This is a genomic window from Rhizobium sp. AG207R (genome assembly GCF_027109195.1).
Classification (GTDB): Bacteria; Pseudomonadota; Alphaproteobacteria; order Rhizobiales; family Rhizobiaceae; genus Rhizobium; species Rhizobium dioscoreae.
Genome location: NZ_JAEPVT010000007.1, coordinates 63,888 through 89,819, shown reverse-complemented (window position 1 = coordinate 89,819; position 25,932 = coordinate 63,888). Strand labels below are relative to the sequence as shown.

20 protein-coding genes are annotated in these 25,932 nt (G+C 60.5%); 12 read left to right on the top strand and 8 right to left on the bottom strand.

Annotation, left to right across the window (positions count from 1 at the left end):
- The first annotated feature begins 78 nt into the window (after nt 1-78).
- The 8 genes from JJQ51_RS17775 (at nt 79) to JJQ51_RS17740 (ending at nt 13,394) form a co-directional block, all read left to right on the top strand.
- A complete protein-coding gene (locus JJQ51_RS17775) occupies nt 79-1,326 on the top strand; it encodes a vWA domain-containing protein (protein WP_269245018.1) in 1,248 nt (415 codons plus the stop codon).
- A 296-nt stretch (nt 1,327-1,622) separates the two neighbouring features.
- Complete coding sequence (locus JJQ51_RS17770; protein ID WP_113420207.1) at nt 1,623-4,085, top strand: glycogen/starch/alpha-glucan phosphorylase; 2,463 nt, start codon at nt 1,623-1,625, stop codon at nt 4,083-4,085.
- Nucleotides 4,082-6,289: a 1,4-alpha-glucan branching protein GlgB gene (gene glgB, locus JJQ51_RS17765; protein ID WP_113420206.1), complete on the top strand. Its 2,208-nt coding sequence runs from the start codon at nt 4,082-4,084 to the stop codon at nt 6,287-6,289. The genes JJQ51_RS17770 and glgB overlap by 4 nt, the downstream gene beginning before the upstream one ends.
- Before the next feature lie 26 nt (nt 6,290-6,315).
- Nucleotides 6,316-7,578, top strand: coding sequence for a glucose-1-phosphate adenylyltransferase (gene glgC, locus JJQ51_RS17760; protein ID WP_113330514.1), 1,263 nt, complete (start codon nt 6,316-6,318; stop codon nt 7,576-7,578).
- Between the two features lie 3 nt (nt 7,579-7,581).
- Nucleotides 7,582-9,024 carry a glycogen synthase GlgA gene (gene glgA, locus JJQ51_RS17755; RefSeq protein ID WP_113330515.1) on the top strand — a complete coding sequence of 481 codons (1,443 nt, stop codon included), beginning with the start codon at nt 7,582-7,584 and terminating at the stop codon, nt 9,022-9,024.
- Nucleotides 9,025-9,028: 4 nt separating this feature from the next.
- Nucleotides 9,029-10,657 (top strand): alpha-D-glucose phosphate-specific phosphoglucomutase, encoded by a 1,629-nt coding sequence (locus JJQ51_RS17750; RefSeq protein WP_069613291.1) that lies wholly within the window; start codon nt 9,029-9,031, stop codon nt 10,655-10,657.
- A 210-nt stretch (nt 10,658-10,867) separates the two neighbouring features.
- A complete protein-coding gene (gene glgX, locus JJQ51_RS17745) occupies nt 10,868-12,838 on the top strand; it encodes a glycogen debranching protein GlgX (protein ID WP_113354977.1) in 1,971 nt (656 codons plus the stop codon).
- A gap of 67 nt (nt 12,839-12,905) precedes the next feature.
- Entirely contained in the window at nt 12,906-13,394 is a 489-nt protein-coding gene (locus JJQ51_RS17740) for a MaoC family dehydratase (protein ID WP_113354973.1), read from the top strand.
- On the opposite strand, the gene JJQ51_RS17735 is transcribed toward JJQ51_RS17740, so the two are convergent.
- The 6 genes from JJQ51_RS17735 to JJQ51_RS17710 all read right to left on the bottom strand — a co-directional run bounded on the left by JJQ51_RS17735 (nt 13,391) and on the right by JJQ51_RS17710 (nt 19,419).
- Nucleotides 13,391-13,939, bottom strand: coding sequence for a sarcosine oxidase subunit gamma (locus JJQ51_RS17735; RefSeq protein WP_113330518.1), 549 nt, complete (start codon nt 13,937-13,939; stop codon nt 13,391-13,393). The genes JJQ51_RS17740 and JJQ51_RS17735 overlap by 4 nt on opposite strands.
- Complete coding sequence (locus tag JJQ51_RS17730) at nt 13,932-16,928, bottom strand: sarcosine oxidase subunit alpha (protein WP_269245017.1); 2,997 nt, start codon at nt 16,926-16,928, stop codon at nt 13,932-13,934. Before JJQ51_RS17730 ends, JJQ51_RS17735 begins: the two co-directional genes overlap by 8 nt.
- On the bottom strand, nt 16,925-17,290 hold the full coding sequence (locus tag JJQ51_RS17725; RefSeq protein ID WP_269245016.1) for a sarcosine oxidase subunit delta: 366 nt from the start codon (nt 17,288-17,290) through the stop codon (nt 16,925-16,927). Before JJQ51_RS17725 ends, JJQ51_RS17730 begins: the two co-directional genes overlap by 4 nt.
- A 15-nt stretch (nt 17,291-17,305) precedes the next feature.
- On the bottom strand, nt 17,306-17,725 hold the full coding sequence (locus JJQ51_RS17720) for a hypothetical protein (protein ID WP_113330521.1): 420 nt from the start codon (nt 17,723-17,725) through the stop codon (nt 17,306-17,308).
- The gene (locus tag JJQ51_RS17715) at nt 17,725-18,978 is read right to left on the bottom strand and encodes a sarcosine oxidase subunit beta family protein (protein WP_113330522.1); all 1,254 of its coding nucleotides are present in this window, start codon (nt 18,976-18,978) and stop codon (nt 17,725-17,727) included. The genes JJQ51_RS17720 and JJQ51_RS17715 overlap by 1 nt, the downstream gene beginning before the upstream one ends.
- Nucleotides 18,979-19,140: 162 nt before the next feature.
- Complete coding sequence (locus tag JJQ51_RS17710; RefSeq protein WP_113330523.1) at nt 19,141-19,419, bottom strand: hypothetical protein; 279 nt, start codon at nt 19,417-19,419, stop codon at nt 19,141-19,143.
- A 351-nt stretch (nt 19,420-19,770) separates the two neighbouring features.
- Here JJQ51_RS17710 and rpsU point away from each other — a divergent pair, with 351 nt between their 5' ends.
- The 4 genes from rpsU (at nt 19,771) to JJQ51_RS17690 (ending at nt 24,092) form a co-directional block, all read left to right on the top strand.
- A complete protein-coding gene (gene rpsU / locus JJQ51_RS17705) occupies nt 19,771-19,983 on the top strand; it encodes a 30S ribosomal protein S21 (RefSeq protein WP_004117638.1) in 213 nt (70 codons plus the stop codon).
- Nucleotides 19,984-20,121: 138 nt separating this feature from the next.
- Nucleotides 20,122-20,997 (top strand): tetratricopeptide repeat protein, encoded by an 876-nt coding sequence (locus tag JJQ51_RS17700; protein ID WP_113354963.1) that lies wholly within the window; start codon nt 20,122-20,124, stop codon nt 20,995-20,997.
- Between the two features lie 114 nt (nt 20,998-21,111).
- Nucleotides 21,112-22,182: an NAD(P)/FAD-dependent oxidoreductase gene (locus JJQ51_RS17695; protein ID WP_269245015.1), complete on the top strand. Its 1,071-nt coding sequence runs from the start codon at nt 21,112-21,114 to the stop codon at nt 22,180-22,182.
- Between the two features lie 254 nt (nt 22,183-22,436).
- Nucleotides 22,437-24,092 (top strand): sensor histidine kinase, encoded by a 1,656-nt coding sequence (locus JJQ51_RS17690; protein ID WP_269245014.1) that lies wholly within the window; start codon nt 22,437-22,439, stop codon nt 24,090-24,092.
- A 36-nt stretch (nt 24,093-24,128) separates the two neighbouring features.
- On the opposite strand, the gene JJQ51_RS17685 is transcribed toward JJQ51_RS17690, so the two are convergent.
- Nucleotides 24,129-25,523, bottom strand: a complete 1,395-nt coding sequence (locus tag JJQ51_RS17685) for an NAD(P)(+) transhydrogenase (Re/Si-specific) subunit beta (RefSeq protein ID WP_269245131.1) — start codon at nt 25,521-25,523, stop codon at nt 24,129-24,131.
- A 10-nt stretch (nt 25,524-25,533) separates the two neighbouring features.
- A complete protein-coding gene (locus JJQ51_RS17680) occupies nt 25,534-25,932 on the bottom strand; it encodes an NAD(P) transhydrogenase subunit alpha (RefSeq protein WP_113330529.1) in 399 nt (132 codons plus the stop codon).

Here is a 25,932-nt window from a genome sequence, read left to right as displayed (position 1 = left end):
CCGCTTAAACCTTCAACTCATATTTGTAATTGATAGTCCCGCCGTTCTTGAGAATCTAACTCTTTCCAATAGGCGGACATGATGATTGCCGGCTCCGATATACTTTGGGCATTTAAACAACTTCTACGTGATCGAGCCGGAAATTTTGGCATCCTGACGGCGATTGCCGTGCCCGTGCTGGCTGTGGCGGGAGGTGTAGCGGTCGATGTCACGAACATGTCGCTGACACGCAGCCAGCTTCAGGAATCAACGGACGCCGCCGCGCTCGCTACGGCAACCGCGCTTGCGGACGGCAGTGCGACCACCACGACCGCCAAGGATCTCGCCAACAATTTTGTTCTCGGCCAAATGTCGAACTATCTCGCCGGTGATACGGATGCTACGAATTCACTGAAAGCGGGCACCAGCACGACGGTAACAAAAACGACCGATTCCTCCGGGAATTCGGGTTACACGGTCGTTGTAAATGCATCCTATTCGATGTCCGTGAACAGCATGACCCGCCTGACGGGGCAGAGTTCCCTGAACATTTCTGCGTCCAGCACGTCAACCAGCGGAAAGACTACCGAAATCCAGAAGAATGCGCTGTCGATGTATTTTGTTCTGGACCGCTCCGGATCCATGGATGAAGCCACGGACACGGTCAATACCCAGCAGCCGACCACGACATATACCTATAGCTGCTTGAAGACGAATGGGAACGGCTGGCAGGTATGGAGTAATTGCACCGGCACCAAGACGAATTACTACACCAAAATGGAATCGCTGAAGATTGCCACGTCCAATCTGGCCGCACAGCTAAACAGTGCCGACCCGAACATGATGTACGTTCGAACAGGCGCGGACTCGTATAACAATGTCGCTCAGACACCTACGGCCCTCGCTTGGGGTACGAGCGGCATCACGACTTATGTCAACAACCTGACTTCGAGCGGCTCCACGAATTCGGCCCCCGCGTTTACGGCCGCTGTCGACGCATTGACGAAATCGTCCCCGACCTCAGGACTGACATATGAGCAGCTCCAACATAAGGACAAGAGCGGCGTCCTGAACCCGACCATGTACATCGTATTCATGACCGACGGAGAAAACAACGTGACAAATGCGGACACGGATACCAAAGCACAATGCGACAAGGCGCGCAGCAACGGCATCCACGTGTACACGATTGCCTTCATGGCACCGGAGAATGGCCAGGCCTTGCTGAAGTATTGCGCTACTTCAGCCTCCGACTACTTTACGCCCCAAAGCGCTGCGGATCTCTTCAAGGCATTTACGACAATCGCCACGGAAACATCGAAGCAGATGACGCTGCTGACGAAGTGATCTCGCTGGCAATAGCGCCAAGCAACCATAGATAGACAGCAAAGAAAAAGCCGCGCGATGCGAGTATCGCGCGGCTTTTCGTTTGATCGATGCGCGAATAAAAGCCCGAAACATCATCGGAATCAAGTCTTTTCCGACTCAGGGCAGACCTTTGGCGGCATTTTTCGCATCCGCCCAACTCGCTTGTTGCAACTGCTTTACATCGGTGCGTAAACTGATAGTGACACGGAAAGGCAAATCGATTTAATTGAGCGTAACACGCTGAATATAAATCATAAATGGCGAGAGTTGATAGTATGAATAACTTGACGAAAGCCGATCTCCCCGTTCCAGCCCCGCGCAGTTCCCGCCCCGAAATCCTTGCCGAAGAAATCATCGAGCGCTTGACGTACCGCATCGGCAAGGATGCGAAGGTCGCCAAGCCGCACGACTGGCTGACGGCAACGATCCTTGTCATCCGCGACCGCGTCATCGACAAATGGATCGAATCCACCCGAAAAGCCTATCAGACGGGTGCCAAGCGCGTTTACTATCTGTCTCTCGAATTCCTCATCGGCCGCCTGATGCGGGACGCCATCTCCAATCTGGGCCTGATGGAGGAGATAACCAACGCTCTCGCTTCGCTGGGCGTCGATATTCGTGTCATCGCCGGCCTTGAGCCCGACGCAGCGCTCGGCAATGGCGGTCTTGGCCGCCTTGCCGCTTGCTTCATGGAATCCATGGCAACCGTCGATGTGCCGGCCTATGGCTATGGCATTCGTTACGTGCATGGTCTCTTCCGTCAGCAGATGGCCGATGGCTGGCAAGTGGAATTGCCCGAAACCTGGCTGGCACACGGCAACCCATGGGAATTCGAACGCCAGGAAAGCTCCTATGAAATCGGCTTCGGCGGTGCTGTCGAGACCATCGGCGGTCACGACGATCAGCCGCGTTACGTCTGGAAGCCGGCCGAGCGCGTCATCGCCACGGCATTCGACACGCCCGTCGTCGGCTGGCGCGGCAAGCGCGTCAACACGCTGCGCCTCTGGTCGGCGCAACCGATCGACCCGATCCTGCTTGATGCCTTCAACGCCGGCGATCACATCGGCGCGCTACGCGAAAGCAACAAGGCCGAAAGCCTGACCCGCGTTCTCTATCCCGCCGATGCGACGCCGGCCGGTCAGGAACTGCGCCTGCGCCAGGAATTCTTCTTCTCGTCGGCCTCGCTGCAGGACATCCTGCGCCGCCACCTGCAGCAATATGACGACCTGACCAATCTCGCCGACAAGGTTGCGATCCAGCTGAATGACACGCATCCGGCCGTCTCCGTCACGGAAATGATGCGCCTGCTGATCGATGTCCACGGCTTCGATTTCGACAAGGCCTGGGATATCACCAGAAACACCTTTGGCTACACCAACCACACCCTGCTGCCGGAAGCGCTCGAAAGCTGGCCCGTACCGCTGTTCGAGCGGCTTTTGCCGCGGCACATGCAGATCGTCTACGCCATCAACGCCAAGGTTCTGGTCGAAGCGCGCAAGCTGCGCAATTTCAGCGACACCGAAATCCGCTCGATCTCGCTGATCGACGAGAATGGTGATCGCCGCGTGCGCATGGGCAATCTCGCCTTCGTCGGCTCGCATTCGATCAACGGCGTTTCCGCGCTTCATACCGACTTGATGAAGGTCACGGTCTTCGCCGACCTCCACAAGCTCTATCCCGATCGCATCAACAACAAGACGAACGGCATCACACCGCGGCGCTGGCTTATGCAATGCAATCCCGGGCTGACCAATCTCGTACGCGAAACTATCGGCGACGCCTTCCTCGACGATGCCGAACAGCTGAAGCCGCTGGATCAGTTCGCCCACGACAGCGCCTTCCAGGAGAAGTTCGCCGCCGTCAAGCGTGCCAACAAGGTGCAGCTCTCCAACCTCGTCGCCAGCCGCATGGGCATCAAGCTCGACCCGAACGCGATGTTCGATATCCAGATCAAGCGCATCCATGAATACAAGCGCCAGCTTCTGAACGTCATTGAGGCAGTGGCACTTTACGACCAGATCCGCTCGCATCCGGAACTCGATTGGCAGCCGCGCGTCAAGCTCTTTGCCGGCAAGGCGGCGCCGAGCTATCACAACGCGAAGCTCATCATCAAACTGATCAACGACGTCGCCCGCGTCATCAACAACGATCCGTCCGTACGCGGCCTCTTGAAGGTCGTCTTCGTGCCGAACTACAACGTGTCGCTGGCAGAAGTCATGGTTCCGGCCGCCGACCTTTCAGAGCAGATTTCGACCGCCGGCATGGAAGCCTCCGGCACCGGCAACATGAAATTCGCTCTCAACGGCGCGTTGACCATCGGCACGCTGGATGGCGCCAATGTCGAAATGCGCGACAATGTCGGCGAGGACAATATCGTCATCTTCGGACTGCGGGCCGACGAGGTCGCGAACCTGCGCAGCGACGGTCATAACCCTCGCGCCATCATCGAGCGTTCGCGCGAATTGGCTCAAGCCCTTTCGGCCATCGCCTCCGGCGTCTTCTCCCCCGACGATCGCAACCGCTACGCCAGCCTGATCGACGGCATCTATAGCCACGACTGGTTCATGGTCGCTGCCGATTTCGACGCCTATGCCTCGGCACAGCGCGAAGTCGATATTCTCTGGGCCAACCCGTCGGAGTGGTACGCAAAGACAATCAACAATACTGCTCGCATGGGCTGGTTCTCCTCCGACCGAACGATCCGTCAATACGCCAAGGAAATCTGGAGAGCCGGATGAAAAAGCCGAAAAAAACCGCTGACGCTACGAGCTCGAGCGATATTTCGGCAGAGGATATTGCTGCAATTCTCGCAGGCACCCATTCCGATCCGTTCGCCGTTCTCGGCGTTCACAAGACGGACGACGGCTATGTGGCCCGCTGTTTCATCCTTGGCGCGGAAGCCGTCACCGCCACGGCACTCGACGGTTCCGTCATCGGCGAGCTCGCATGCCTCGATCCGGCAGGCTTCTTTTCCGGCGACGTCAAGCTCGCCAAGCAGCAGCCGGTCCGCTATCGCGCACGGCGCGGCGATGCAGAATGGGCGGTAACCGATCCCTATAGCTTCGGTCCGGTTCTCGGGCCGATGGACGATTATTTTGCCCGCCAGGGCACGCATCTGCGCCTGTTCGACAAGATGGGCGCCCATCCCCTGAAGCACGAGGGCGTGCAGGGCTTTCATTTCGCCGTCTGGGCGCCAAATGCGCAGCGCGTTTCCGTCGTCGGCGATTTCAACAATTGGGATGGCCGCCGGCACGTCATGCGTTTCCGTGCCGACAGCGGCATCTGGGAGATATTCGCTCCGGATGTGCCAGCCGGGGTCGCCTACAAGTTCGAGATCCGTGGCCATGATGGCGTCTTGCTGCCGCTGAAAGCCGATCCCTTTGCCCGACGCAGCGAACTGCGCCCGAAAACGGCTTCGGTCACCGCCAACGAACTGCTTCAGGTCTGGGACGATTCGGCGCATCGCGAACATTGGGCAAGCGTCGATCAGCGCCGCCAGCCGATCTCCATCTACGAGGTACACGCCGGTTCCTGGCAGCGCCGCGACGACGGTTCGATGCTGTCGTGGGACGAGCTTGCCTCGCGCCTCATTCCCTATTGCGTCGACATGGGCTTCACCCATATCGAATTCCTGCCGATCACCGAACACCCCTACGATCCGTCCTGGGGCTATCAGACCACGGGTCTTTACGCCCCGACGGCCCGCTTCGGCGAACCGGAAGGCTTTGCCCGTTTCGTCAACGGCTGCCACAAGGTCGGCATCGGCGTTATCCTCGATTGGGTGCCGGCGCATTTTCCGACCGACGAGCATGGCCTGCGCTGGTTCGATGGAACCGCCCTCTACGAGCACGAGGACCCACGCAAGGGTTTTCACCCCGACTGGAACACGGCGATCTACAATTTCGGCCGCACCGAGGTGCTCGCCTATCTGCTGAACAATGCACTCTACTGGGCAGAAAAATACCACCTGGACGGTTTGCGCGTGGATGCCGTCGCCTCCATGCTCTACCTCGACTATTCCCGCAAGCACGGCGAATGGATCCCGAACGAATATGGCGGCAACGAAAATCTCGAAGCCGTCCGCTTCCTGCAGTCGGTGAATACCCGGATCTATGGTGCGCATCCCGGTGTCATGACCATCGCGGAGGAATCGACCTCCTGGCCGAAAGTATCCCAGCCGGTTCATGAAGGCGGCCTCGGCTTCGGCTTCAAGTGGAACATGGGCTTCATGCACGACACGCTGAGCTATCTCGCCCGCGAGCCCGTGCACCGCAAATATCACCACAACGAGCTGACCTTCGGCCTGATCTACGCCTTCTCGGAAAACTTCGTCCTGCCGCTCTCGCATGATGAAGTCGTCCACGGCAAGGGATCACTGATCGCCAAGATGTCCGGCGACGACTGGCAGAAATTCGCCAATCTGCGCGCCTACTATGCCTTCATGTGGGGCTATCCCGGCAAGAAGCTGCTGTTCATGGGCCAGGAATTCGCACAATGGAGCGAATGGAGCGAGGAGCGTGCCCTGGACTGGAACCTGCTGCAGTACCGCATGCATGAAGGCATGCGCCGCCTCGTTCGCGACCTCAATTTCACCTATCGCAGCAAGCCGGCACTCCACGCCCGCGACTGCGAGGGCGATGGCTTCGAATGGCTTGTCGTCGACGATTTCGAAAACTCGGTCTTCGCCTGGCTGCGCAAGGCGCCGGGCGAAAAGCCGGTTGCCGTCATCACCAATTTCACGCCAGTCTATCGAGAGAATTACACTTTGCGTCTGCCAGCTGAGGGGCGGTGGCGCGAGATATTGAATACCGATGCCGACATCTACGGCGGCAGCGGCAAGGGGAATGGCGGGCGTGTCCAGGCCGTCAATGCAGGCGGAGGCGTACATGCGATCATAACGCTGCCTCCGCTGGCGACCATCATGCTCGAACCGGAATTCTGAGATCACTACGGACAGGGAGGAATAAAATGGTAGAAAAACGTTTCCAGCCGCTGGCGCGCGATGCCATGGCCTACGTTCTTGCCGGGGGCCGCGGCAGCCGCCTGAAAGAACTGACCGACCGCCGTGCCAAGCCAGCCGTCTATTTCGGCGGCAAGACCCGGATCATCGATTTCGCGCTGTCAAACGCGCTCAATTCCGGCATCCGCCGCATCGGCGTCGCGACGCAATACAAGGCCCATTCGCTGATCCGCCACATGCAGCGCGGCTGGAACTTCTTTCGTCCCGAACGAAACGAAAGCTTCGATATCCTGCCGGCCTCGCAGCGCGTTTCCGAAACGCAGTGGTACGAGGGCACCGCGGACGCCGTCTATCAGAACATCGACATCATCGAGCCCTATGGTCCGGAATACATGGTCATCCTCGCCGGCGACCACATCTACAAGATGGACTATGAATGGATGCTGCAGCAACATGTCGATTCCGGCGCTGACGTCACCATCGGCTGCCTGGAAGTGCCGCGTATGGAGGCTGTCGGCTTTGGCGTCATGCACGTCGACGATAAGGATCAGATCATCGACTTCGTCGAGAAGCCGGCCGATCCGCCAGGTATCCCCGGCAATCCGGATTTCGCGCTCGCCTCGATGGGCATCTACGTCTTCCACACGAAATTCCTGATCGAATGCCTGAAGCGCGATGCGGCCGACCCGAATTCCAGCCGCGACTTCGGCAAGGACATCATTCCCCATATCGTCAAGAACGGCAAAGCCATCGCTCACCGCTTCACGCAATCCTGCGTTCGCTCCGATTTCGAGCGCGAGGCCTATTGGCGGGACGTCGGAACGGTGGACGCCTATTGGCAGGCCAATATCGACCTGACCGCCGTGGTGCCGGAGCTCGACATCTACGACAAATCCTGGCCGATCTGGACCTATGCCGAAATCACGCCGCCGGCCAAATTCGTTCATGACGACGAAGATCGCCGTGGCTCCGCCATCTCCTCAGTCATTGCCGGCGATTGCATCATTTCCGGCGCGAGCCTCTACAACAGCCTGCTCTTCACCGGTGTCCGCGCCAATTCCTACTCCAAGCTGGAAGGTGCCGTCGTGCTGCCGAGTGTCAAGATCGGCCGCCGCGCGCAGCTGAAGAATGTCGTCATCGACCATGGCGTCACCATTCCCGAAGGTCTGATAGTCGGTGAGGATCCGGAACTCGATGCCAAGCGTTTCCGCCGCACGGAAAGCGGCATCTGCCTCATCACCCAATCGATGATCGACAAGCTGGATTTGTAACCTATGAAGGTTCTCTCGGTTTCGTCCGAAGTCTTCCCCCTGATCAAGACAGGGGGCCTTGCCGATGTGGCCGGCGCCCTGCCTATTGCACTGAAGCCCTATGGCGTTGAAACCAAAACCCTCATCCCGGGCTACCCTGCGGTCATGAAAGCCATCCGCGATCCGGTTGCCCGTCTGGAGCTTCCGGATCTCCTTGGCGAGGCTGCCACCATTCTCGAGGTCGAGCACGCGGGAATTTCCTTCCTCGTGCTCGATGCGCCGGCCTATTACAGCCGCACCGGCGGCCCCTATGTGGATGCGACGGGCAAGGATTACCCCGACAACTGGCGTCGTTTCGCCGCGCTGTCGCTCGCCGGTGCGGAAATTGCCGCCGGCCTCCTGCCCGGCTGGCGGCCGGATCTCGTGCATGCGCATGACTGGCAGTCGGCTTTGGTGCCGGTCTACATGCGCTACTATCCGACGCCGGAGCTGCCGAGCGTGCTGACCATCCACAACATCGCATTCCAGGGCCAGTTCGGCGCCGACATCTTCCCCGGCCTGCGCCTGCCGGCCCACGCTTTCTCCATGGAAGGCATCGAATATTACGGCGATGTCGGCTTCCTGAAAGGCGGGCTGCAGACGGCACATGCCCTGACCACCGTCAGCCCATCCTATGCGGAAGAAATCCTAACGCCGGAATTCGGCATGGGCCTCGAAGGCGTCATCGCCAGCAGGGCCTACAATCTCTACGGCATCGTCAACGGCATCGACGATGACATTTGGAACCCTGCGACCGATCCGATGATCGCGCAGACCTATAGCGCGGCGACGCTGAAGGATCGCGCCATCAACCGCCATCGGGTCGTCGAGCATTTCGGCCTCGACGACGATGACGGTCCGATCTTCTGCGTCGTCAGCCGCCTCACGTGGCAGAAGGGCATGGATATTCTGGCTGAAGTTGCCAGCGAGATCGTCCACATGGGCGGCAAGCTCGCAATTCTCGGCGCAGGTGATGCGGCGCTGGAGGGCGCGCTTTTTGCCGCAGCCGGCCGTCATCGCGGTCGCGTCGGTGTTTCGGCCGGCTACAACGAACCCATGTCGCATCTGATGCAGGCCGGCTGTGATGCGATTATCATTCCCTCGCGCTTCGAACCCTGTGGCCTCACGCAGCTTTATGGCTTACGCTATGGCTGCTTACCCATCGTTGCGCGAACGGGCGGGCTGAACGATACGATTATCGACGCCAACCATGCCGCGCTGCAGGCAAAAGTCGCGACCGGCATTCAATTTTCGCCCATCACCGCGGAGGGGCTTTTGCAGGCCGTGCGCCGTGCCATGCATCTTTTCCCGGATCGAAAGGTCTGGACGCAGATGCAAAAGCAGGGCATGAAATCCGACGTATCCTGGGGCAGGAGCGCAGAACGCTACGCCGCTCTCTACTCCAGTCTAGTCTCGAGAGGCGCTTAACCCGATGATTAAAACAGTACCCACCACCCCCTTCGCGGACCAGAAACCAGGTACTTCGGGCCTGCGAAAGAAGGTTCCGGTATTCCAGCAGCCGAACTACGCGGAAAACTTCATCCAGTCGATTTTTGATTCGCTCGAAGGCTATCAGGGCAAGTGCCTGGTCATCGGCGGCGATGGCCGCTACTACAATCGCGAAGTCATCCAGAAGGCCATCAAGATGGCCGCCGCGAATGGCTTCGGCAAGGTGATGGTCGGCAAGGGCGGCATCCTCTCGACGCCCGCAGCCTCCAACATCATCCGCAAGTACAAGGCCTTCGGCGGTATCATCCTGTCGGCCAGCCACAATCCCGGCGGCCCGACGGAAGACTTCGGCATCAAGTACAACATCGGCAATGGCGGCCCCGCGCCTGAAAAGATTACCGACGCTATCTACGAGCGCTCCAAGGTGATCGAAAGCTACAAGATTGCCGATTTCCCGGATATCAACCTCGACCGCATCGGCCGCGAAGATATCGACGGCATGATCGTTTCGGTCATAGATCCGGTCGAAGATTATGCAGCCCTGATGGAAGAGCTGTTCGATTTCGGCGCCATCCGCAACCTGATCAGCCTAGGCTTCCGCATCTGCTTCGATGCGATGAGCGCCGTCACCGGCCCTTATGCCAAGGAAATCTTTGAAATCCGTCTTGGCGCCCCGGATGGATCGGTGCGCAACTTCCTGCCGCTGCCGGATTTCGGCGGCCATCATCCGGACCCGAACCTCGTCTACTGCAAGGAGCTCTACGACGACATGATGAGCGACGATGCGCCCGATTTCGGCGCAGCATCGGACGGCGACGGCGACCGCAATCTCATCATCGGCAAGGGCATCTACGTCACCCCGTCCGACAGCCTGGCGATCCTGGCAGCCAACGCCAACCTCGCTCCCGGCTATTCGCATGGCATCGCCGGCATCGCCCGTTCGATGCCGACAAGCGGCGCCGCCGACCGTGTTGCCGAAAAGCGCGGTGTCGGCATCTACGAAACGCCCACCGGCTGGAAATTCTTCGGCAACCTGCTCGATGCCGGCATGGCGACGATCTGCGGCGAGGAAAGCTCCGGCACCGGCTCCAACCATGTTCGCGAAAAGGATGGCCTTTGGGCCGTGCTGCTCTGGCTGAACATCCTTGCCGTGCGCGGCGAGAGCGTCATCGATATCGTGACGCAGCATTGGGCCGCCTATGGCCGCAACTATTATTCTCGCCACGACTATGAAGGCGTCGATACTGATGCTGCCAACGGCCTGATTGCAGCGCTGCGCGAAAAGCTGCCGACCCTGCCGGGCACGAAGTTCGGCGACCTCACGGTTTCCGCCGCCGACGATTTTGCCTATCACGATCCGGTCGACAAGTCGGTCAGCCAGCATCAGGGCATCCGCATCATGTTCGAGGGCGGCTCGCGCGTCGTCTTCCGCCTCTCCGGCACCGGCACGACGGGCGCGACACTGCGCGTCTATATCGAGCGTTACGAGCCCGATTCGACCCGCCACAATATCGAGACCCAGGAAGCGCTGGCCGATCTCATCACGGCCGCTCAGGATATCGCCGACATCAAGGGCCGCACCGGCCGCGATGCACCGACGGTGATTACCTGACGGCAATTTTTGCAGACCCCCCTCACCCTGCCCTCTCCCCGAGGGGAGAGGGGGATTGTGCCATAAGGACCTCCTCCCCTCGGGGAGAAGGTGGATTTCGGTGATTGAGCGGAGCGAAATCGCCGAAAGACGGATGAGGGGGTTATCCGGGAACGACGGCAAATTGCATCACGTTCGTTCCAACGTCCTAAAATGGAAAGCCCGCGAGACATGTCCGAACCGACAACCCGCTGCCTTGGCGCCACCCTCACTGACTCGGGTGTCGAATTTGCTGTCTATTCTAGGCATGCTGAGCGGATAGAGCTTTGCCTGTTCGACGCCGAGGGCCACAAGGAAATCGCCCGTCTGCCGCTCGCCCGCGACGGCGATGAACACCGCCTCTTTGTGAAAGATGTGGGGGAAGGCACGCGCTACGGCCTGCGCGCCCATGGCACCTACGATCCTGATCGCGGCCTATGGTTCGACCCATCCAAGCTGCTTGTCGATCCCTATGCCAAGGAGATCGATCGGCCGTTCCAATACGACGCTCGCCTCGCAGCGTTCGGCGAAGACACTCAGGATCTGATGCCAAAGGCAATCGTCTCGCGCGACGTTGCCGTGAAGCCCGCCAAACCTCTGTTTCAGCCAGGCGGCCTGATCTATGAAATTGCCGTCAAACCCTTCACCATGCTGCATCCGGATGTGCCGGCTGAGAAGCGAGGCACGCTCGGCGCCCTCGCCCATCCCTCAATCATCGCCCATCTCAAGCGCCTGCAGGTGAGCGCCGTCGAGCTCATGCCGATCACAGCATGGATCGACGAACGGCATCTGCCGCCGCTCGGCCTCACCAATGGCTGGGGCTATAACCCCGTCGCCTTCATGGCGCTCGACCCACGTCTCCTACCCGGCGGCATGAAGGAGCTGCGCGAGACAGTCGCCGCCCTTCACGCCGAAGGCATCGCCGTCATCCTCGATCTCGTCTTCAACCATACCGGCGAGAGCGACCGTCAAGGCCCGACGCTATCCCTGCGCGGCCTCGATAACCCCACTTATTTCCGCAGCCTGCCGGATCAGCCCGGGACGCTTGTCAACGATACCGGCACGGGAAACACCGTTGCATGCGATCAGCCGGCGACACGCAAGCTCATCATCGACAGCCTACGGCATTTCGTCCGCAATGCCGGGATCGACGGTTTCCGCTTCGATCTCGCCACCGTGCTCGGCCGCAACGGCAAGGGCTTCGATCCGGAAAGCATGACGCTGCGCACCATGCTGGCGGACGAGGTGCTGCAGGATCGAATCATGATCGCAGAACCCTGGGACATCGGTCCAGGCGGTTATCAGCTCGGAAATTTCCCGGCACCTTTCCTCGAATGGAACGACCGCGCTCGCGACGACCTGCGCCGCTTCTGGCGCGGCGATGCCGGCATCGGCGATCTGGCAACGATCCTTGCCGGCTCTTCGTCCATCTTTGGCCGTGACGGGCGGACACAGACGCGCAGCGTCAACTTCCTCGCCGCCCATGACGGCTTCACCCTGATGGATCTCGTGTCCTACGAGAACAAGCACAATGAGGCCAATGGCGAGAACAATCGCGATGGTCACAACGAGAACTTCTCCTGGAACAACGGCATCGAGGGAAAAACGGATGATCCCTCGGTCCAGCGCAAGCGCCGCGCCGATATTGAAGCTATGCTGTCAACGCTCTTTGCCACGCGCGGCGCTATCATGCTGACGGCAGGCGATGAAGGCGGGCGCAGCCAGCAGGGCAACAACAATGCCTATTGCCAGGACAACGCCATCACCTGGATGGACTGGAAGACGCTGGACGAGGAACTGATCGGCCATACTGCCTGGCTCGCCGGCCTGCGCCGCCGCTTCACCGCCTTTGGCGACATGAATTTCTTCCGGGGTGATGGTGACGTGCTTTGGTTTTCAGGCGCAGGGACGCCAATGACGGTGCCGGATTGGGAGGCGCCAGGAGTGGCCGTGCTTGGCATGGCGCTACAAACAGAGGATCGCGCGACGCACCGATCGACGCGGCTCGCCATAATCTTCAATCGCGCCGCAAACGAACGCGCCGTCATATTGCCGGCTTCCGAGAGCGGCGGCTGGTCCCAGCTGACGACAGCAGGCGAAACGCCAGCCGGAGAGCAGATCGACATTCCCGCCCGCTCTGTCGCCTTCCTTCTGGAAGGCTGATCGCGGTTGCACTTTCAATCCCGATTCGCCAGAAAGGGCTTTGACGACACAGACTGACGAGGATGGCATGCCCGGCGAAATTTCGCTTGTTGAGATCATGAAGCTTGCGGGAACGGAAATCGGCGTTTCCGACTGGATTGCCGTCGACCAGACGATGATCGACACTTTTGCCGATGCGACGCTCGATCATCAGTTCATCCATGTCGATCCCGAGCGCGCCAAGGCGGAAACACCCTATGGCGGCACCATCGCTCACGGCTTCCTGACGCTCTCGCTGCTTTCAGCGATGAACTACAGCGCCCTGCCGAAAATCCGCGAACAGACCATGGGCATTAATTACGGCTTCGAGAAGATCCGTCTCATGTCGCCGGTCAAATGCGACGCGCGGGTCCGTGGCCGTTTCACGCTCGCCGAAACCCGGCTGCGCGGCGCCAACATGCTGATGCTGACCTATGACGTAACAGTCGAGATCGAAAACGAACGCAAGCCGGCACTGACTGCGACATGGACGACCATATCGCAGTTCGATCCGAAGGACAGGCCGGAAGAGAGTTAAAGGCTCGCATCCTCCGCACCTTCGGCCAGAAGGCCGAAAGCATAATCGGAGAAGGAACGCCAGACTTCGACACGGAGTGTCTCGTCGTCGAGCCGCAGGATCACCACCTCCGCCTTGCCGAGCAGCGTGCGCGAGCAGGCGCCGACCGGAAATGCGCTGAGCGACACATCCTGCGGGCAGCCGGCGGCGAGCGTCGCTTCCGCGCCGGGGCCGGACACGATGATGGCTGTATTGCGATGCGAGACATCGGTCGCCGAGTGCAACACGCCAGACGATCCAGCCACGCCGACCAGCTCGACACCGTTTTCGTCGATGACGAGCCATTCGTCCGGGCCGAGCCACAGGGCGTGACGCCCATTGGCGCTGACCGAAGTCTTCGGCCGGGTCGGCAGTTGCAGGCCAAGCGCCTGCGAAAGAGCGCCGACGGAATCGGCCGGAGCGCGCAGAGAAATGCGGCTTGCGGGAGCAGCAGGCGTCAGCCGAACGGTCGAGGAACCGCCGTGGCGACCAACGAGCGGCAGTTTGCGGGTAGCGAGATCAGCCATTGATCCGGCCTCCTTCCTTGTCAAAGAACACCAGATCCGTCACCTCGACCGATATCGTCTTGTCGGGCATCGGCACATAGAGCGTCTTGCCCATGCGCTCACGTCCGCCGGCAACGAGCGCGAAAGCGATGGAGCGGCCGAGATTTTCCGACCAGTAGGCCGAAGTGACATGGCCGAGCATGGTCATCGGCTTCTGCTCATTCGGATCGGCGACGATCTGCGCGCCTTCCTCCAGCACCACCTTCGGATCGCGGGTGACGAGGCCGACCAGCTGCTTGCGACCTTCCTTGACGAGATCCGGCCGCTTCAGGCCGCGAATGCCGACGAAATCGGTCTTCTTCTTGGACACGGCCCAGGCAAGGCCGGCATCGTCGGGCGTGACGGTGCCATCGGTATCCTGGCCGACGATGATGTAGCCCTTCTCGGCGCGCAGCACGTGCATGGTCTCGGTGCCGTAGGCACAAGCGCCCAGCGGTTCGGCGCGAGCCCAGACGGCCTCCCAGACCGACTGGCCGTAATCGGCCGGCACGTTGATTTCATAGCCGACTTCGCCAGTGAAGGAGACGCGGAACAGCCGCGCCGGCACGCCGCAAACCTTGCACTCGGCGACACTCATATGCGGGAAGGCCTCGTTGGAGAGATCCTGTCCTTCGACGAGCGGCTCGATGATCTCGCGTGCCTTCGGACCTTGCACGGCGATGACGGCCCATTGCTCGGTGGTGGAGGTCAGCCACACCTTCAGATGCGGGAACTCTGTCTGCAGATAGTCTTCCATATGATGCAGCACGCGCGGCGCGCCGCCTGTCGTCGTCGTCACATGGAAGCGATCCTCGGCCAGACGCCCGACGACGCCGTCGTCATAGACGAAGCCGTCCTCGCGGGTCATGATGCCGTAGCGGCAGCGGCCGGGCTTCAACGTATCCCAGGCATTGGTGTAGATGAGGTTCAGGAACTCGGCCGCGTCGGGTCCGACCACTTCGATCTTGCCGAGCGTCGACGCATCGAACACGCCAGCCACTTCGCGCGCCGTGCGGCACTCGCGATTGACGGCTTGGTGCATGGTCTCGCCGGCGCGCGGATAGAACCAGGCGCGCTTCCAGTTGCCGACGTCTTCGAAGATCGCGCCATGCGCCTCTTCCCAGGCATGCATCGGCGTCTTGCGAGCGGGATCGAAGAGAGCCCCACGCGAATGACTGATGAGCGTGCCGTAAGTCACCGGCGTATAGGGCGCGCGGAAGGTGGTAAGGCCGACCTGCGGAATATCCTTGCCGAGCATTTCGGCGGCGATCGCCAGCCCGTGCATGTTGGAAAGCTTGCCCTGATCGGACGCCATGCCGTTGGTGGTGAAGCGCTTGATGTGCTCGATGGAATGCATGCCTTCGCGCACGGCGAGACGAATATCCTTGGCGCAGACATCGTGCTGGAAATCGACGAAAGCCTTCGCATTCGTATCCGGCCCGGCGCCTTCAGCCGCACCGATCATGCCGCCGGTCCACTCGAAAGCCTGCTCGGCATGAAGCTGGATCTTCTCGCCGCCATTGGTGCTGCCGGTCGCGCGTGCCATCAGCTCACCAGCGGCCAACGATTCCTCGATCGCCGCTTGCAGCCCGTCCGTGCCGTTGCAGGCACCGACCGAAAGGCAATCCTGAACATAGGTGCCCGGCAGGAAACGCTGCTTCTCGGCATCGAATTTCAGCTTGCCGCGCGATTGCGAAAAGAGATGAACTGAAGGCGTCCACCCGGCCGAAACCAGCAGGGCATCCACCGGGATCTTGCGGGTCGCCGAGCTGCCGTTGCGCGAGACGGTCATGGAAGAGACGCGCAGCTTGCCTGAGGTATCGACGACGGCATAGTCGGTCATCACCTCGATGCCCAGCCGTTTTGCCTCGGCCAACACAGCCTCGCCCGGCCGCGCGCGGCTATCGACGATGGCAACGACGGACACGCCGGCGCGCTTGAGATCGAAAGCGGCCTCATAGGCCGAGTCATGCGCCGTATAGACGCCGATCTTCGCCCCAACGGCGACGCCGTAGTGATTGAGATAGGCGCGCGCGGCCGAAGCGAGCATGATGCCCGGACGGTCGTTGTTCGGGAATACCATGTGGCGTTCGATGGCGCCCGTTGCCAGAATGGCGCGCTTGGCGCGGACCTGCCACAGGCGCTCGCGCGGCAGGTTACGGCCCGGCTTCGCCAGATGGTCGGTCACCCGTTCAGCGAGGCCGAAGAAATTGTGGTTGTAATAGCCGAAGGCGGTCGTCCGGGTCAGCACCTGAACATTCGGCATCGCCTTGAGCTTGGCGAAGGTCATCTGCGCCCACTCGTAGCCTTCCACACCGTCGATCTTGATGCCGGTGTCGAAGCGGAGCGCGCCGCCAACCTCCGGCTGCTCGTCACAGAGGATGACTTTGGCGCCGGTTTCAGCCGCGGCGAGTGCCGCGGAAAGGCCGGCAACGCCGGCACCGACGACGAGAACGTCGCAATGCGCATAACGGCTGGCATAGTGATCCGGATCTTCTTCCGTCGGCGCGACGCCGAGACCAGCGGCACGGCGGATGAAGGGCTCGTAAACATGCTTCCAGGCCGCCTTCGGCCACATGAAGGTCTTGTAGTAGAAGCCGGCGGCAAAGAAGGGCGACATCAGATTGTTGACGCCGCCGACATCGAAGGCGAGCGACGGCCAGCGGTTCTGCGACTGTGCCTTCATGCCGTCGAAGACTTCCTGCACGCTGGCACGTACGTTCGGCTGTCGCCGCGCCGCATCGCGCGAGATATCGAGCAGCGCGTTCGGCTCTTCGGCTCCGGCCGACAGGATGCCGCGTGGACGGTGGTATTTGAAGGACCGGCCGACAAGGTGGACGCCATTGGCAAGCAGCGCCGATGCGACGGTATCGCCTTCGAGCGCGGTATAGGTCTTGCCGTCAAAAGTGAAGCGAGCGGTTCTGGCAGGCGTCAGACGTCCCTTGCCCGCGATACGATTGGCGCCGCTCATTCAACGAATCCCTCTGTTTGTGCCGTCTGTTCTTGTTCGTTCTGTTGTTGCGCCACCGGTTCGGCCGCGCCGGGCTTGAGCGTCGCCGGATCCGGCTTCGGTTCGCCGGCCTTGTAGGTTCGGTAGAAGTGATCGCTCACCGTGTCGCGCGCCGCATTGAAGAAGCGGCCACAGCCATGGATGTGCCGCCAGCGCTCGAAGATCAGCCCCTTCGGATTGTCGCGCAGGAAGAAATATTCCTCGAACTCCTCATCCGAAATCCCGGCAATATTGGCCGGCCGCACGATATGCGCGTCGCCGGCGTTGCGGAATTCGAGTTCCGAACGCTCTTCCTCGCAATAGGGGCAGTAAATCAGCAGCATCGTTTTCTACCTGTGTTAAAGCTCGGAGCCTGTAAGGCTTGTGCCGGGAGGCTGCGCGCAAAGCTGCCGTCCCATGATGACGAAAGGTGTTATGCGCTTCAGCAGCGCCTCCAGCGATCCATAGGGTCTCAGCACATTGGTCATCCCAAGATTGACCAGGCTCATGCCCAGCAGGTCGGTATCGATTACAAACGCCCTGGCCGCCTCGGACGTCGGGTCCGGCACGAAATAGACGGTTGGCTCGCTCAGCACCTTGGCGCAGAGCAACATTCCGCTTTCGGCTACGAAGGGCCAGTCGGCCTCATCCTTTGCCTTGTGGATCACCTGCATGCGAAAATCCTTGGCCCCCGGAATAAGATCGCTGGCTTCGGTCGCGATCGCTCCGACCGGCAAGGAAAGCCCCGCCGCAAGAACGATCCCGACCACCGCCGGCATCAGTGCGCTACGGCGGCGGCTGCCGCCTCATCGATCAGGCGACCGGTGCGGAAGCGATCCAGCGTCAGGCCGGCATTGAACTTATGCGGCTCATCGCGTGCGATGAGATGCGCAAACAGATTGGCCGAACCCGGCGTCGCCTTGAAGCCGCCCGTGCCCCAGCCGCAATTGACATAGAGCCCGGGAACTGGCGTCTTCGACTGGATCGCCGAACGGTCCGGCGTATTGTCGACGATGCCGCCCCAGGAGCGCATCATCTTCACGCGACGGAACATCGGGAAGAGCTCGCAGATCGCGTCGAGCGTATGGGTAATGATCTGCAGGCCGCCGGTCTGGCTATAGGAATTGTACTGGTCCGTACCAGCGCCGATGACGAGCTCGCCTTTGTCGGACTGCGAGATATAGGCGTGCACCGTGTTCGACATGACGACGCAGGGGAAGATCGGCTTCAGCGGCTCGGAGACAAGCGCCTGCAGCGGGCTCGATTGCAGCGGCACGCGCACGCCGGCCATTTGCATCACGACCGTGGTGTGGCCGGCTGCGGAAACGCCGATCTTCTTGGCGCCGATGAAGCCCTTGGTGGTATCGACACCCGTCACGCGGCCATCCGGCCCGCGGCGAATACCGGTGACTTCGCAATTCTGGATGATGTGTACGCCACGATCGGAAGCCGCGCGGGCATATCCCCACGCGACCGCATCGTGGCGGGCCGTGCCGCCGCGGCGCTGCAGAGCGGCGCCATTGATCGGATAGCGCGCCGTCTTCGAAATATCGAGCGGCGGACAATAAGCCTTGGCCTGTTCCGGCGTCAGCCATTCATTGTCGATGCCATAGAGACGGTTGGCATGTATATGCCGCTTGAAGGACTGCTGGTCGTGCACATTATGCGACAGCATCATCACGCCGCGCGGCGAATACATGACATTATAATTGAGATCCTGAGACAGCCCCTCCCAGAGCTTCATCGAATGCTCGTAGATGTGCATGCTCTCTTCATAGAGATAGTTCGAGCGGATGATGGTCGTGTTGCGGCCGGTATTGCCGCCGCCGAGCCAGCCCTTTTCGATGACGGCGACATTGGTGATGCCGTGCTCCTTGGCGAGATAGTAGGCCGCACCCAGGCCATGACCGCCGGCGCCGACGATGATGACGTCATACTCCTTGCGCGGCTCTGGCGAGGTCCATTGAGCCTCCCAGCCCTTGTGAGCCCGCATCGCTTCCCGTGCCACGGCAAAAACCGAGTATTTACGCATTCGCCCTCAACTCCTTCAGGCAAGACGCCCTTTTTGTGGGTCATACAAATCGCAAATCGAAAACCGACACAACGGCTCTTTTGCGACGCATTCAGGACCGTCTTTCGACACGGTTAAAATTGCCAATCAGCCGAGTGGCCTGCCCATGACTGCTTGGCAGATCTATTTGCGCTGCAGATGGCAGATCTTCACCCGCGCGCCGTGGCTATCCTTGCGCCAGATACATCCCTCATTCCGCGGCTTTCCCTTGTAAAGGTAAATTCTCGCCCGGTGCTTGTTGTCAAAGGTTTGATTGGAAAAGTCGTGGCCGCCGACCCGCACATTCTTGCCAAAGCGGACTTCGCCGGCAGCGACAGGCGCGAGCGCCCCAGCAAGAACAATGAGCGCCAGTATGGTTGGCACAAACAGCCTTCCGACGACAGCAAAGCCGAGCGATTTCATAAGGTGATTCCCCCTTGCTCCGAACGGTTGCTTCCGATGATGCAATCGCCGCAGCACACGAATGACTGTGATCCGACATACTCACATAAGCATGTCAATGTCGCAAAGATCGGGGTCGGCCGATGGCTTAATCAACAGCTTCGATGAAGCGTCACAAACGCGGCCGGCTGAATTCGGTACTCGACAACTAGCTTTTTCCTCTGCAAACTCACGATCTGGCTAGACTTTGACAAACCGATCTGCTATCTCGCCTAACCAATCGCAAGGCTGCGGCTGCGCGAACGTTATATTTTTGCCTCCTGGCGCTGCCGTCGCCGCTGGCATCAACCAAACCAAAGGAACGTGATTCTCGTGCAGGTACTTGTCCGCGATAACAATGTCGACCAGGCTCTCCGCGCTCTCAAGAAGAAGATGCAGCGCGAAGGTATTTTCCGCGAAATGAAGATGCGCGACTACTATGAAAAGCCGTCGCAGAAGCGTGCTCGCGAGAAGGCTGAAGCTGTTCGTCGCGTTCGCAAGCTTGCTCGCAAGCGCGCTCAGCGCGAAGGCCTTGTTGCCAAGTAATCGCCGTTTTTTCGACGTTTTCAGATGCATGTGTGGCGGGGGCGAGTCGTTCGCCGCCGCCTTTTTGATTTATTCTCTACGCAAATCGGATTAAATCAGAACAGCCTGATATGACGCATGGGGAAAGCGAACCCGATAATGGCAATGACGACTTCCGTAAAGTTCCGCACTTCGAACCTCTCCTTATTTGTTTCGAAGCGCGCCGCGGCTCTGCCTGCCTTGGCGATACTTGCCGCAATCAGCCTTTCCGGCTGCCAGACTGCCACCACAGATAACGTGATCCAGATCGACAAGGCGCAAGGTTCGTCCGAAAATATCGCCTCACTGACGTCGGTCATCAATGCCAATCCGCAGGATCCGGAAGGCTACAATGTGCGTGGCACGGCCTATGGCCGCGGCGGTGATTTCAGCCGCGCCCTTGCCGACTTCAATCAGGCGATCCAGCTCAATCCGAAGTTCTATCAGGCCTATGCCAACCGCGCGCTCATCTATCGCAACATGGGCAAGCTGCCGGAAGCAGTTGCGGACTATAACGCGGCGCTGCAGATCAACGGCAATTACGATGTCGCCTATATCGGCCGCGGCAATCTCTACCGCCAGGCCGGCCGCGACAACGATGCCTTCAATGACTATTCGAAGGCCATCAGCCTCGGCACCACGGACGGCCGCGCCTATAATGGCCGCGGCGTGATCTACCAGAAGCGCAATCAGCAGGATAAGGCGATCGACGATTTCTCCAAGGCGATCTCGCTGTCGCCGAACTCGCCAGAGCCTTACAACAGCCGCGGCATCTCCTATCTCGCACAGAACGACGACGACAACGCTTTTGCCGATTTCAACCATGCGATCGAGCTGAACAACAAGCTTGCCGAATCCTGGGCAAACCAGGCCTTCGTCTATGAGCGCAAGGGCGACAAGGCGAAAGCCCGCCGCTCCTATCAGCACGCGGTCAATCTCGATCCGAACTACCAGCCTGCTAGAGATGGCCTGGCTCGCGTCGGCGCCGGCTCCTGATACGGAGCATATTGCAGTAAAGACATTCAGCCGCCAGCGACCATCCGCTCGGCGGCTTTTCTTTGCCTTGTCGAACGCTTAGTCTCGGCTCACCCGTTCAAGCGAGACAAAGACATGCCCTCCCCACAAAAAGTCATCGTCGTCGGCGCCGGAATCATCGGTGCCTCCATCGCCTGGCATCTGAGTCGCAAGGGCGCATCCGTGACGGTGGTCGCTCAGAAGACCGGCGGCGTCGCAACTCCGAACTCCTTTGCCTGGATCAATGCGAGCTGGGGCAATCCGGAATTCTATTTCCAGGTCCGTCGCCGATCGATGGCCGAATGGTCGCGGCTACAAGACAACCTGCCGGATCTTCCCTTGTCCTGGTGCGGCGGCCTCTCCTGGGATCTGCCGGAAGCAGAGCTCGATGCCTATGCGGCACAACATCATGACTGGGGTTATGGCATACAGCCGGTCAACCGAGCGACGAGCGCAATGATCGAACCGAACCTCGCCAATCCGCCAGACTATGCCCTGCATGTTGCCGAGGAAGGCGCCGTCGAACCTGTTGCCGCCGCCAAGCTGCTGCTGGAGGACGCTCGCCGTCAGGGCGCGAGCCTATTATCCGGCGTCGAGGTCGCGGGCCTGCTCAGAGAGCGAGAGCAGGTTGTCGGCATCGAAACGAGTGAAGGGCCGATGCAGGCCGATCATGTCGTTCTGGCCGCCGGTGCGGGCACGCCAGCACTTGCGGCCTCGGCGGATGTTCTCGTGCCGCTGGAAACGCCTCCAGGGCTTATCGTCCATTCCCGCCCCGTGCAGAAAATGCTGAATGGTCTGGTGATGGCGCCGGAACTGCATTTGCGCCAGACGGCAGAGGGGCGAATCATCGCCGGCGGCGACTTCGGCGGCACCGATCCCGGTAGCGATCCACAAGCGGCAGCCGACGATCTTTTCGCCAAGGTCAAAACGACATTGAAAGGCGGCGAGGCGCTGGAGCTTGATTTCTACACCATCGGCTATCGCCCGACACCGAAAGACGGCCTTCCGGTTCTGGGTGGTGTCGGCGCGGCACCTGGCCTCTACCTCGCAGTTCTCCACTCCGGCGTCACGCTTGCGCCGCTCGTCGGCCTGCTCGCCGCGCAGGAAATCGTCGATGGTGGCGAAGCTCCCGAGCTTGCATCCTTCCGCCTCTCACGCTTTACCTAGCTCGGACACAAGACCTGTCAGCGCAACTTCAGGGATGCATTGCCACAGTCGTAAATACCCGAGATCGCTTACGATTTCGCAATAATGACTTTTCAGATGTTGCAAGGAAAATTACCGAGCCCTAACATGGCGCTTCAGGAGCATGTAGCTCGATGATCTGGGCACGGGGGCGCTTGGCATGATGACCAATATCATTCTCTTCGCGTTTGCCAGCGCGTCGGACCCTCATGGAGGCACGATCGGTTGATCGCTCCATGAGGAAGCCGCATTTTCCGAAAGCGTCGATTGGTGCCTATCTGATCGCCATAGCCCTGGCGATCGCCTTGCCTATTCTCGCCTTCGTCGCGCTGCTTCTGGTCCAACTCGAGGATAATGAACGCGATGCTTTGAAGGGCGACACGGTTCAGGATGCTCAGGCGCTTTCGCGCGTCATCGATCGCCAATTGCAGGACATGGCAACGACGCTGCGCCTTCTGTCTTCCTCGCCGGAACTTGAGCGCAACGACATCGCCACTTTCTTCGCCCGCACGGAAACGGTATTGCGCACGGACTCGCTTTTCGTGCTGCTTATGGAAAAGGACGGCCAGCTCCGACTGAATACCCGCTGGCCGCTCGGCAAGCCACTCGGCAAGACCGGCAACATCGCCGCGCTTCAATCGGCACTGAACTCCGGCCGCATCGAGGCATCCGATGTCTTCATAGGCTCAACCGCCCGCCGCTGGGTCTATAACGTCACCCTGCCCCTCGAACATTCGCCGGCCGGCGCCGCTTTGGCGGTAACACAGGATGCCGACGAGCTCGCCAAGCTCGTGACGACGGAAGCCTTGCCACCCGGCTGGTCTGCCGCCGTTCTGGACAAATCCGGACATGTCGTTGCCGCCGGTGGCCCGACGACCCTCGCCCCGGGCGACTCATTCAATAAGAACATCCTGCCGAAACTGATCGCATCCAGCGGCGTCTATCAGGATGACAAGGTCCTGCCGAACGCGGTGCTCGGTTATGCGCAAATCTCAGGCTGGTCCTGGAAGGCCGTCGTCTGGGGTCCGATCGCTTCCGCGCAGGCTTCGCTGATGAGCACCTGGCGCTTTCTGATCTATGGCGGTGTGACGCTGCTACTGGTTGCGCTGATTGCCGTCTATGCCCTGGCACGTCAGGTGCGCACCACCATACAGGATATTGCCGACATGGCGGACCGCATGGGCCGCGGCGAGATCGTGGCACCGATCGACACGAGCGTCATTGAGGCAAACCAGGTGGCTGTCGCGCTTTCCAACGCCTCCTTCGACCGCAGCGTCACCGAGGACCGGCTGCATTTCGTCATGCACGAGCTCGTCCATCGCACCAAGAATCTGCTGGCGCTCGCGCAGGCAATGACGCGTCAGCTCGCGCGGCAGACTGATAGCGTCGATACTTTCCAGCGAGCTGTTGCCGACCGGCTCGAAGGCTTGGCGCGCTCGATCGAGGTGCTGACCAGCGAACAATGGTCCGGCGTGTCGCTTCGCCGCGTGATCGACATCCACCTCGCGACTTTCCTGCAGGGACCTCAGCAACTCGACGTTCTCGGCAATGACTTCCTGCTGAAGCCGGAAGCGGTGCAGAATCTCGGCCTAGTCCTGCACGAGCTTGCCACCAATTCGGTCAAATATGGCGCGCTTTCCGCGCCGGAAGGCAAGATCACCATCGAATGGACGAACGAAGCCGCTGAAACCGGCACCAAGATTCGCTTCGTCTGGACCGAAAGCGGCGGTCCGCCGGTCAAGCCGCCGAGCGACACCGGCTTCGGCACCACCGTCACGAAAACCCATGCCGCGGCATCCTTCAGCGGCCATGTCGAGGTCGATTTCCGCCCGGCTGGCCTCGTCTGGATACTGACCGCACCGCGCAGCATGATGGAACGTCAAAGGAACTGAGAGCGGAAACACCGCTCTTGCGGGCGCAGCAGCAGCCTACTCGTTCATCGCCTTGACGATTTCCTCGGTTACTTTCTTCGCATCGCCAAGCAGCATCATCGTGCCATCCTTGTAGAACAGCGTGTTGTCGATGCCGGCATAGCCGGAGCCGAGCGAGCGCTTGACGAAGAGGCAGGTTTTCGCCTTGTCGACGTCGAGGATCGGCATGCCGTAGATCGGCGATGTCTTGTCATCGCGCGCCGCTGGATTGGTGACGTCGTTGGCGCCGATGACATAGGCGACATCGGCCTGGGCGAATTCCGAATTGATGTCCTCGAGTTCGAACACCTCGTCATAGGGCACATTGGCCTCGGCGAGCAGCACGTTCATATGGCCGGGCATGCGGCCGGCGACGGGATGAATGGCATATTTCACCTCGACACCATGCGCCTTCAGCCTGTCGGCCATTTCGCGTAGCGCATGCTGGGCCTGTGCCACCGCCATGCCATAGCCGGGCACGATGATGACCTTGGAGGCGTTCGCCATCAGATAGGCGGCATCCTCGGCCGAACCGAGCTTCACCGTCTTGTCGGAATTGCCGGTCCCGCCCGAGGCCGTCTCGCCGCCGAAACCGCCGAGAATGACCGAAATGAAGGAGCGGTTCATGCCCTTGCACATGATGTAGGACAGGATCGCACCCGAGGACCCGACGAGCGCGCCGGTAATGATGAGCGCGAGATTGCCGAGCGTGAAGCCGATGCCGGCGGCGGCCCAGCCGGAATAGGAATTCAGCATCGACACGACGACCGGCATGTCGGCACCGCCGATCGGCACGATCAGCAGCACGCCGAGAAGCAACGACAGCGCGACGATGGCCCAGAAGGCGAGATGACTCTCGTTCGCCGCCAGGCTGATGATGGAGACCGCGATCAGCACGAGCAAAGCGGCATTGATGATATGGCGGTTCGGCAGCAGGATCGGCTTGCCGGACATGCGTCCGTCGAGCTTCAGGAAGGCGATAATCGAACCGGTGAAGGTCAGCGCGCCGATCGCGGCGCCGATCGCCATCTCGATGCGGGCTTCGGTGTGGATGTGGCCGATTTCACCGATGCCAAAGGACGACGGCGTATAGAGCGCAGAAGCGGCGACGAGGACGGCCGCAAGACCGACTAGCGAGTGGAAACCTGCCACGAGCTGAGGCATCGAGGTCATCGGAATGACGCGCGCAATGTAAGCACCTGCCCCGCCGCCGATGGCAAGACCGAGGATGATGAGCACGAAGCCGCCGAAAGACGGCGTCGCCAGCACCAGCGTCGTGGCAATGGCAATGCCCATGCCGACCATGCCGTAGAGATTGCCGCGCCGGCTGGTGGCCGGATGCGACAGGCCGCGCAGCGCCAGGATGAACAGAACGCCGGAGACGAGATAGAGGAAAGCTGCGATATTGCTCAGCATGCCGCCCTCACTTGTCCTTCTTCTTGTACATCGCCAGCATGCGCTGGGTGACAAGGAAGCCGCCGACGATATTGACCGAGACGAGAACCAGCGCCACGAAGCCGAAGCCCGTGGCAAGGCCGCTCGCCGAAATGCCCACGGCCAGCAGTGCGCCGACGACGATGACCGAGGAAATGGCGTTCGTGACCGCCATCAGCGGCGTATGCAGGGCCGGCGTCACCGACCATACGACATAATAGCCGACGAAGATCGCCAGCACGAAGATGGCCAGTTGAAAGACGAAAGGATCGATCGCTCCACCGGCTGCGGCACTGGCAACCTCGGGCGCCTGTGCTGCGGCGGCCGTAACGGCGGCAACGGCATCATTCAGTTGCTGGAGTGCCTGGTCCATTGCTTGGCTGGCCAT

Excerpts from the sequence above, each read along its gene's own strand:
- JJQ51_RS17775 (WP_269245018.1), top strand. The coding sequence starts at position 79 with ATGATGATTGCCGGCTCCGATATACTTTGGGCATTTAAACAACTTCTA.
- JJQ51_RS17770 (WP_113420207.1), top strand. The coding sequence starts at position 1,623 with ATGAATAACTTGACGAAAGCCGATCTCCCCGTTCCAGCCCCGCGCAGT.
- glgB (WP_113420206.1), top strand. The coding sequence starts at position 4,082 with ATGAAAAAGCCGAAAAAAACCGCTGACGCTACGAGCTCGAGCGATATT.
- glgC (WP_113330514.1), top strand. The coding sequence starts at position 6,316 with ATGGTAGAAAAACGTTTCCAGCCGCTGGCGCGCGATGCCATGGCCTAC.
- glgA (WP_113330515.1), top strand. The coding sequence starts at position 7,582 with ATGAAGGTTCTCTCGGTTTCGTCCGAAGTCTTCCCCCTGATCAAGACA.
- JJQ51_RS17750 (WP_069613291.1), top strand. The coding sequence starts at position 9,029 with ATGATTAAAACAGTACCCACCACCCCCTTCGCGGACCAGAAACCAGGT.
- glgX (WP_113354977.1), top strand. The coding sequence starts at position 10,868 with ATGTCCGAACCGACAACCCGCTGCCTTGGCGCCACCCTCACTGACTCG.
- JJQ51_RS17740 (WP_113354973.1), top strand. The coding sequence starts at position 12,906 with ATGCCCGGCGAAATTTCGCTTGTTGAGATCATGAAGCTTGCGGGAACG.
- JJQ51_RS17735 (WP_113330518.1), bottom strand. The coding sequence starts at position 13,939 with ATGGCTGATCTCGCTACCCGCAAACTGCCGCTCGTTGGTCGCCACGGC.
- JJQ51_RS17730 (WP_269245017.1), bottom strand. The coding sequence starts at position 16,928 with ATGAGCGGCGCCAATCGTATCGCGGGCAAGGGACGTCTGACGCCTGCC.
- JJQ51_RS17725 (WP_269245016.1), bottom strand. The coding sequence starts at position 17,290 with ATGCTGCTGATTTACTGCCCCTATTGCGAGGAAGAGCGTTCGGAACTC.
- JJQ51_RS17720 (WP_113330521.1), bottom strand. The coding sequence starts at position 17,725 with ATGCCGGCGGTGGTCGGGATCGTTCTTGCGGCGGGGCTTTCCTTGCCG.
- JJQ51_RS17715 (WP_113330522.1), bottom strand. The coding sequence starts at position 18,978 with ATGCGTAAATACTCGGTTTTTGCCGTGGCACGGGAAGCGATGCGGGCT.
- JJQ51_RS17710 (WP_113330523.1), bottom strand. The coding sequence starts at position 19,419 with ATGAAATCGCTCGGCTTTGCTGTCGTCGGAAGGCTGTTTGTGCCAACC.
- JJQ51_RS17700 (WP_113354963.1), top strand. The coding sequence starts at position 20,122 with ATGGCAATGACGACTTCCGTAAAGTTCCGCACTTCGAACCTCTCCTTA.
- JJQ51_RS17695 (WP_269245015.1), top strand. The coding sequence starts at position 21,112 with ATGCCCTCCCCACAAAAAGTCATCGTCGTCGGCGCCGGAATCATCGGT.
- JJQ51_RS17690 (WP_269245014.1), top strand. The coding sequence starts at position 22,437 with ATGAGGAAGCCGCATTTTCCGAAAGCGTCGATTGGTGCCTATCTGATC.
- JJQ51_RS17680 (WP_113330529.1), bottom strand. The coding sequence starts at position 25,932 with ATGGCCAGCCAAGCAATGGACCAGGCACTCCAGCAACTGAATGATGCC.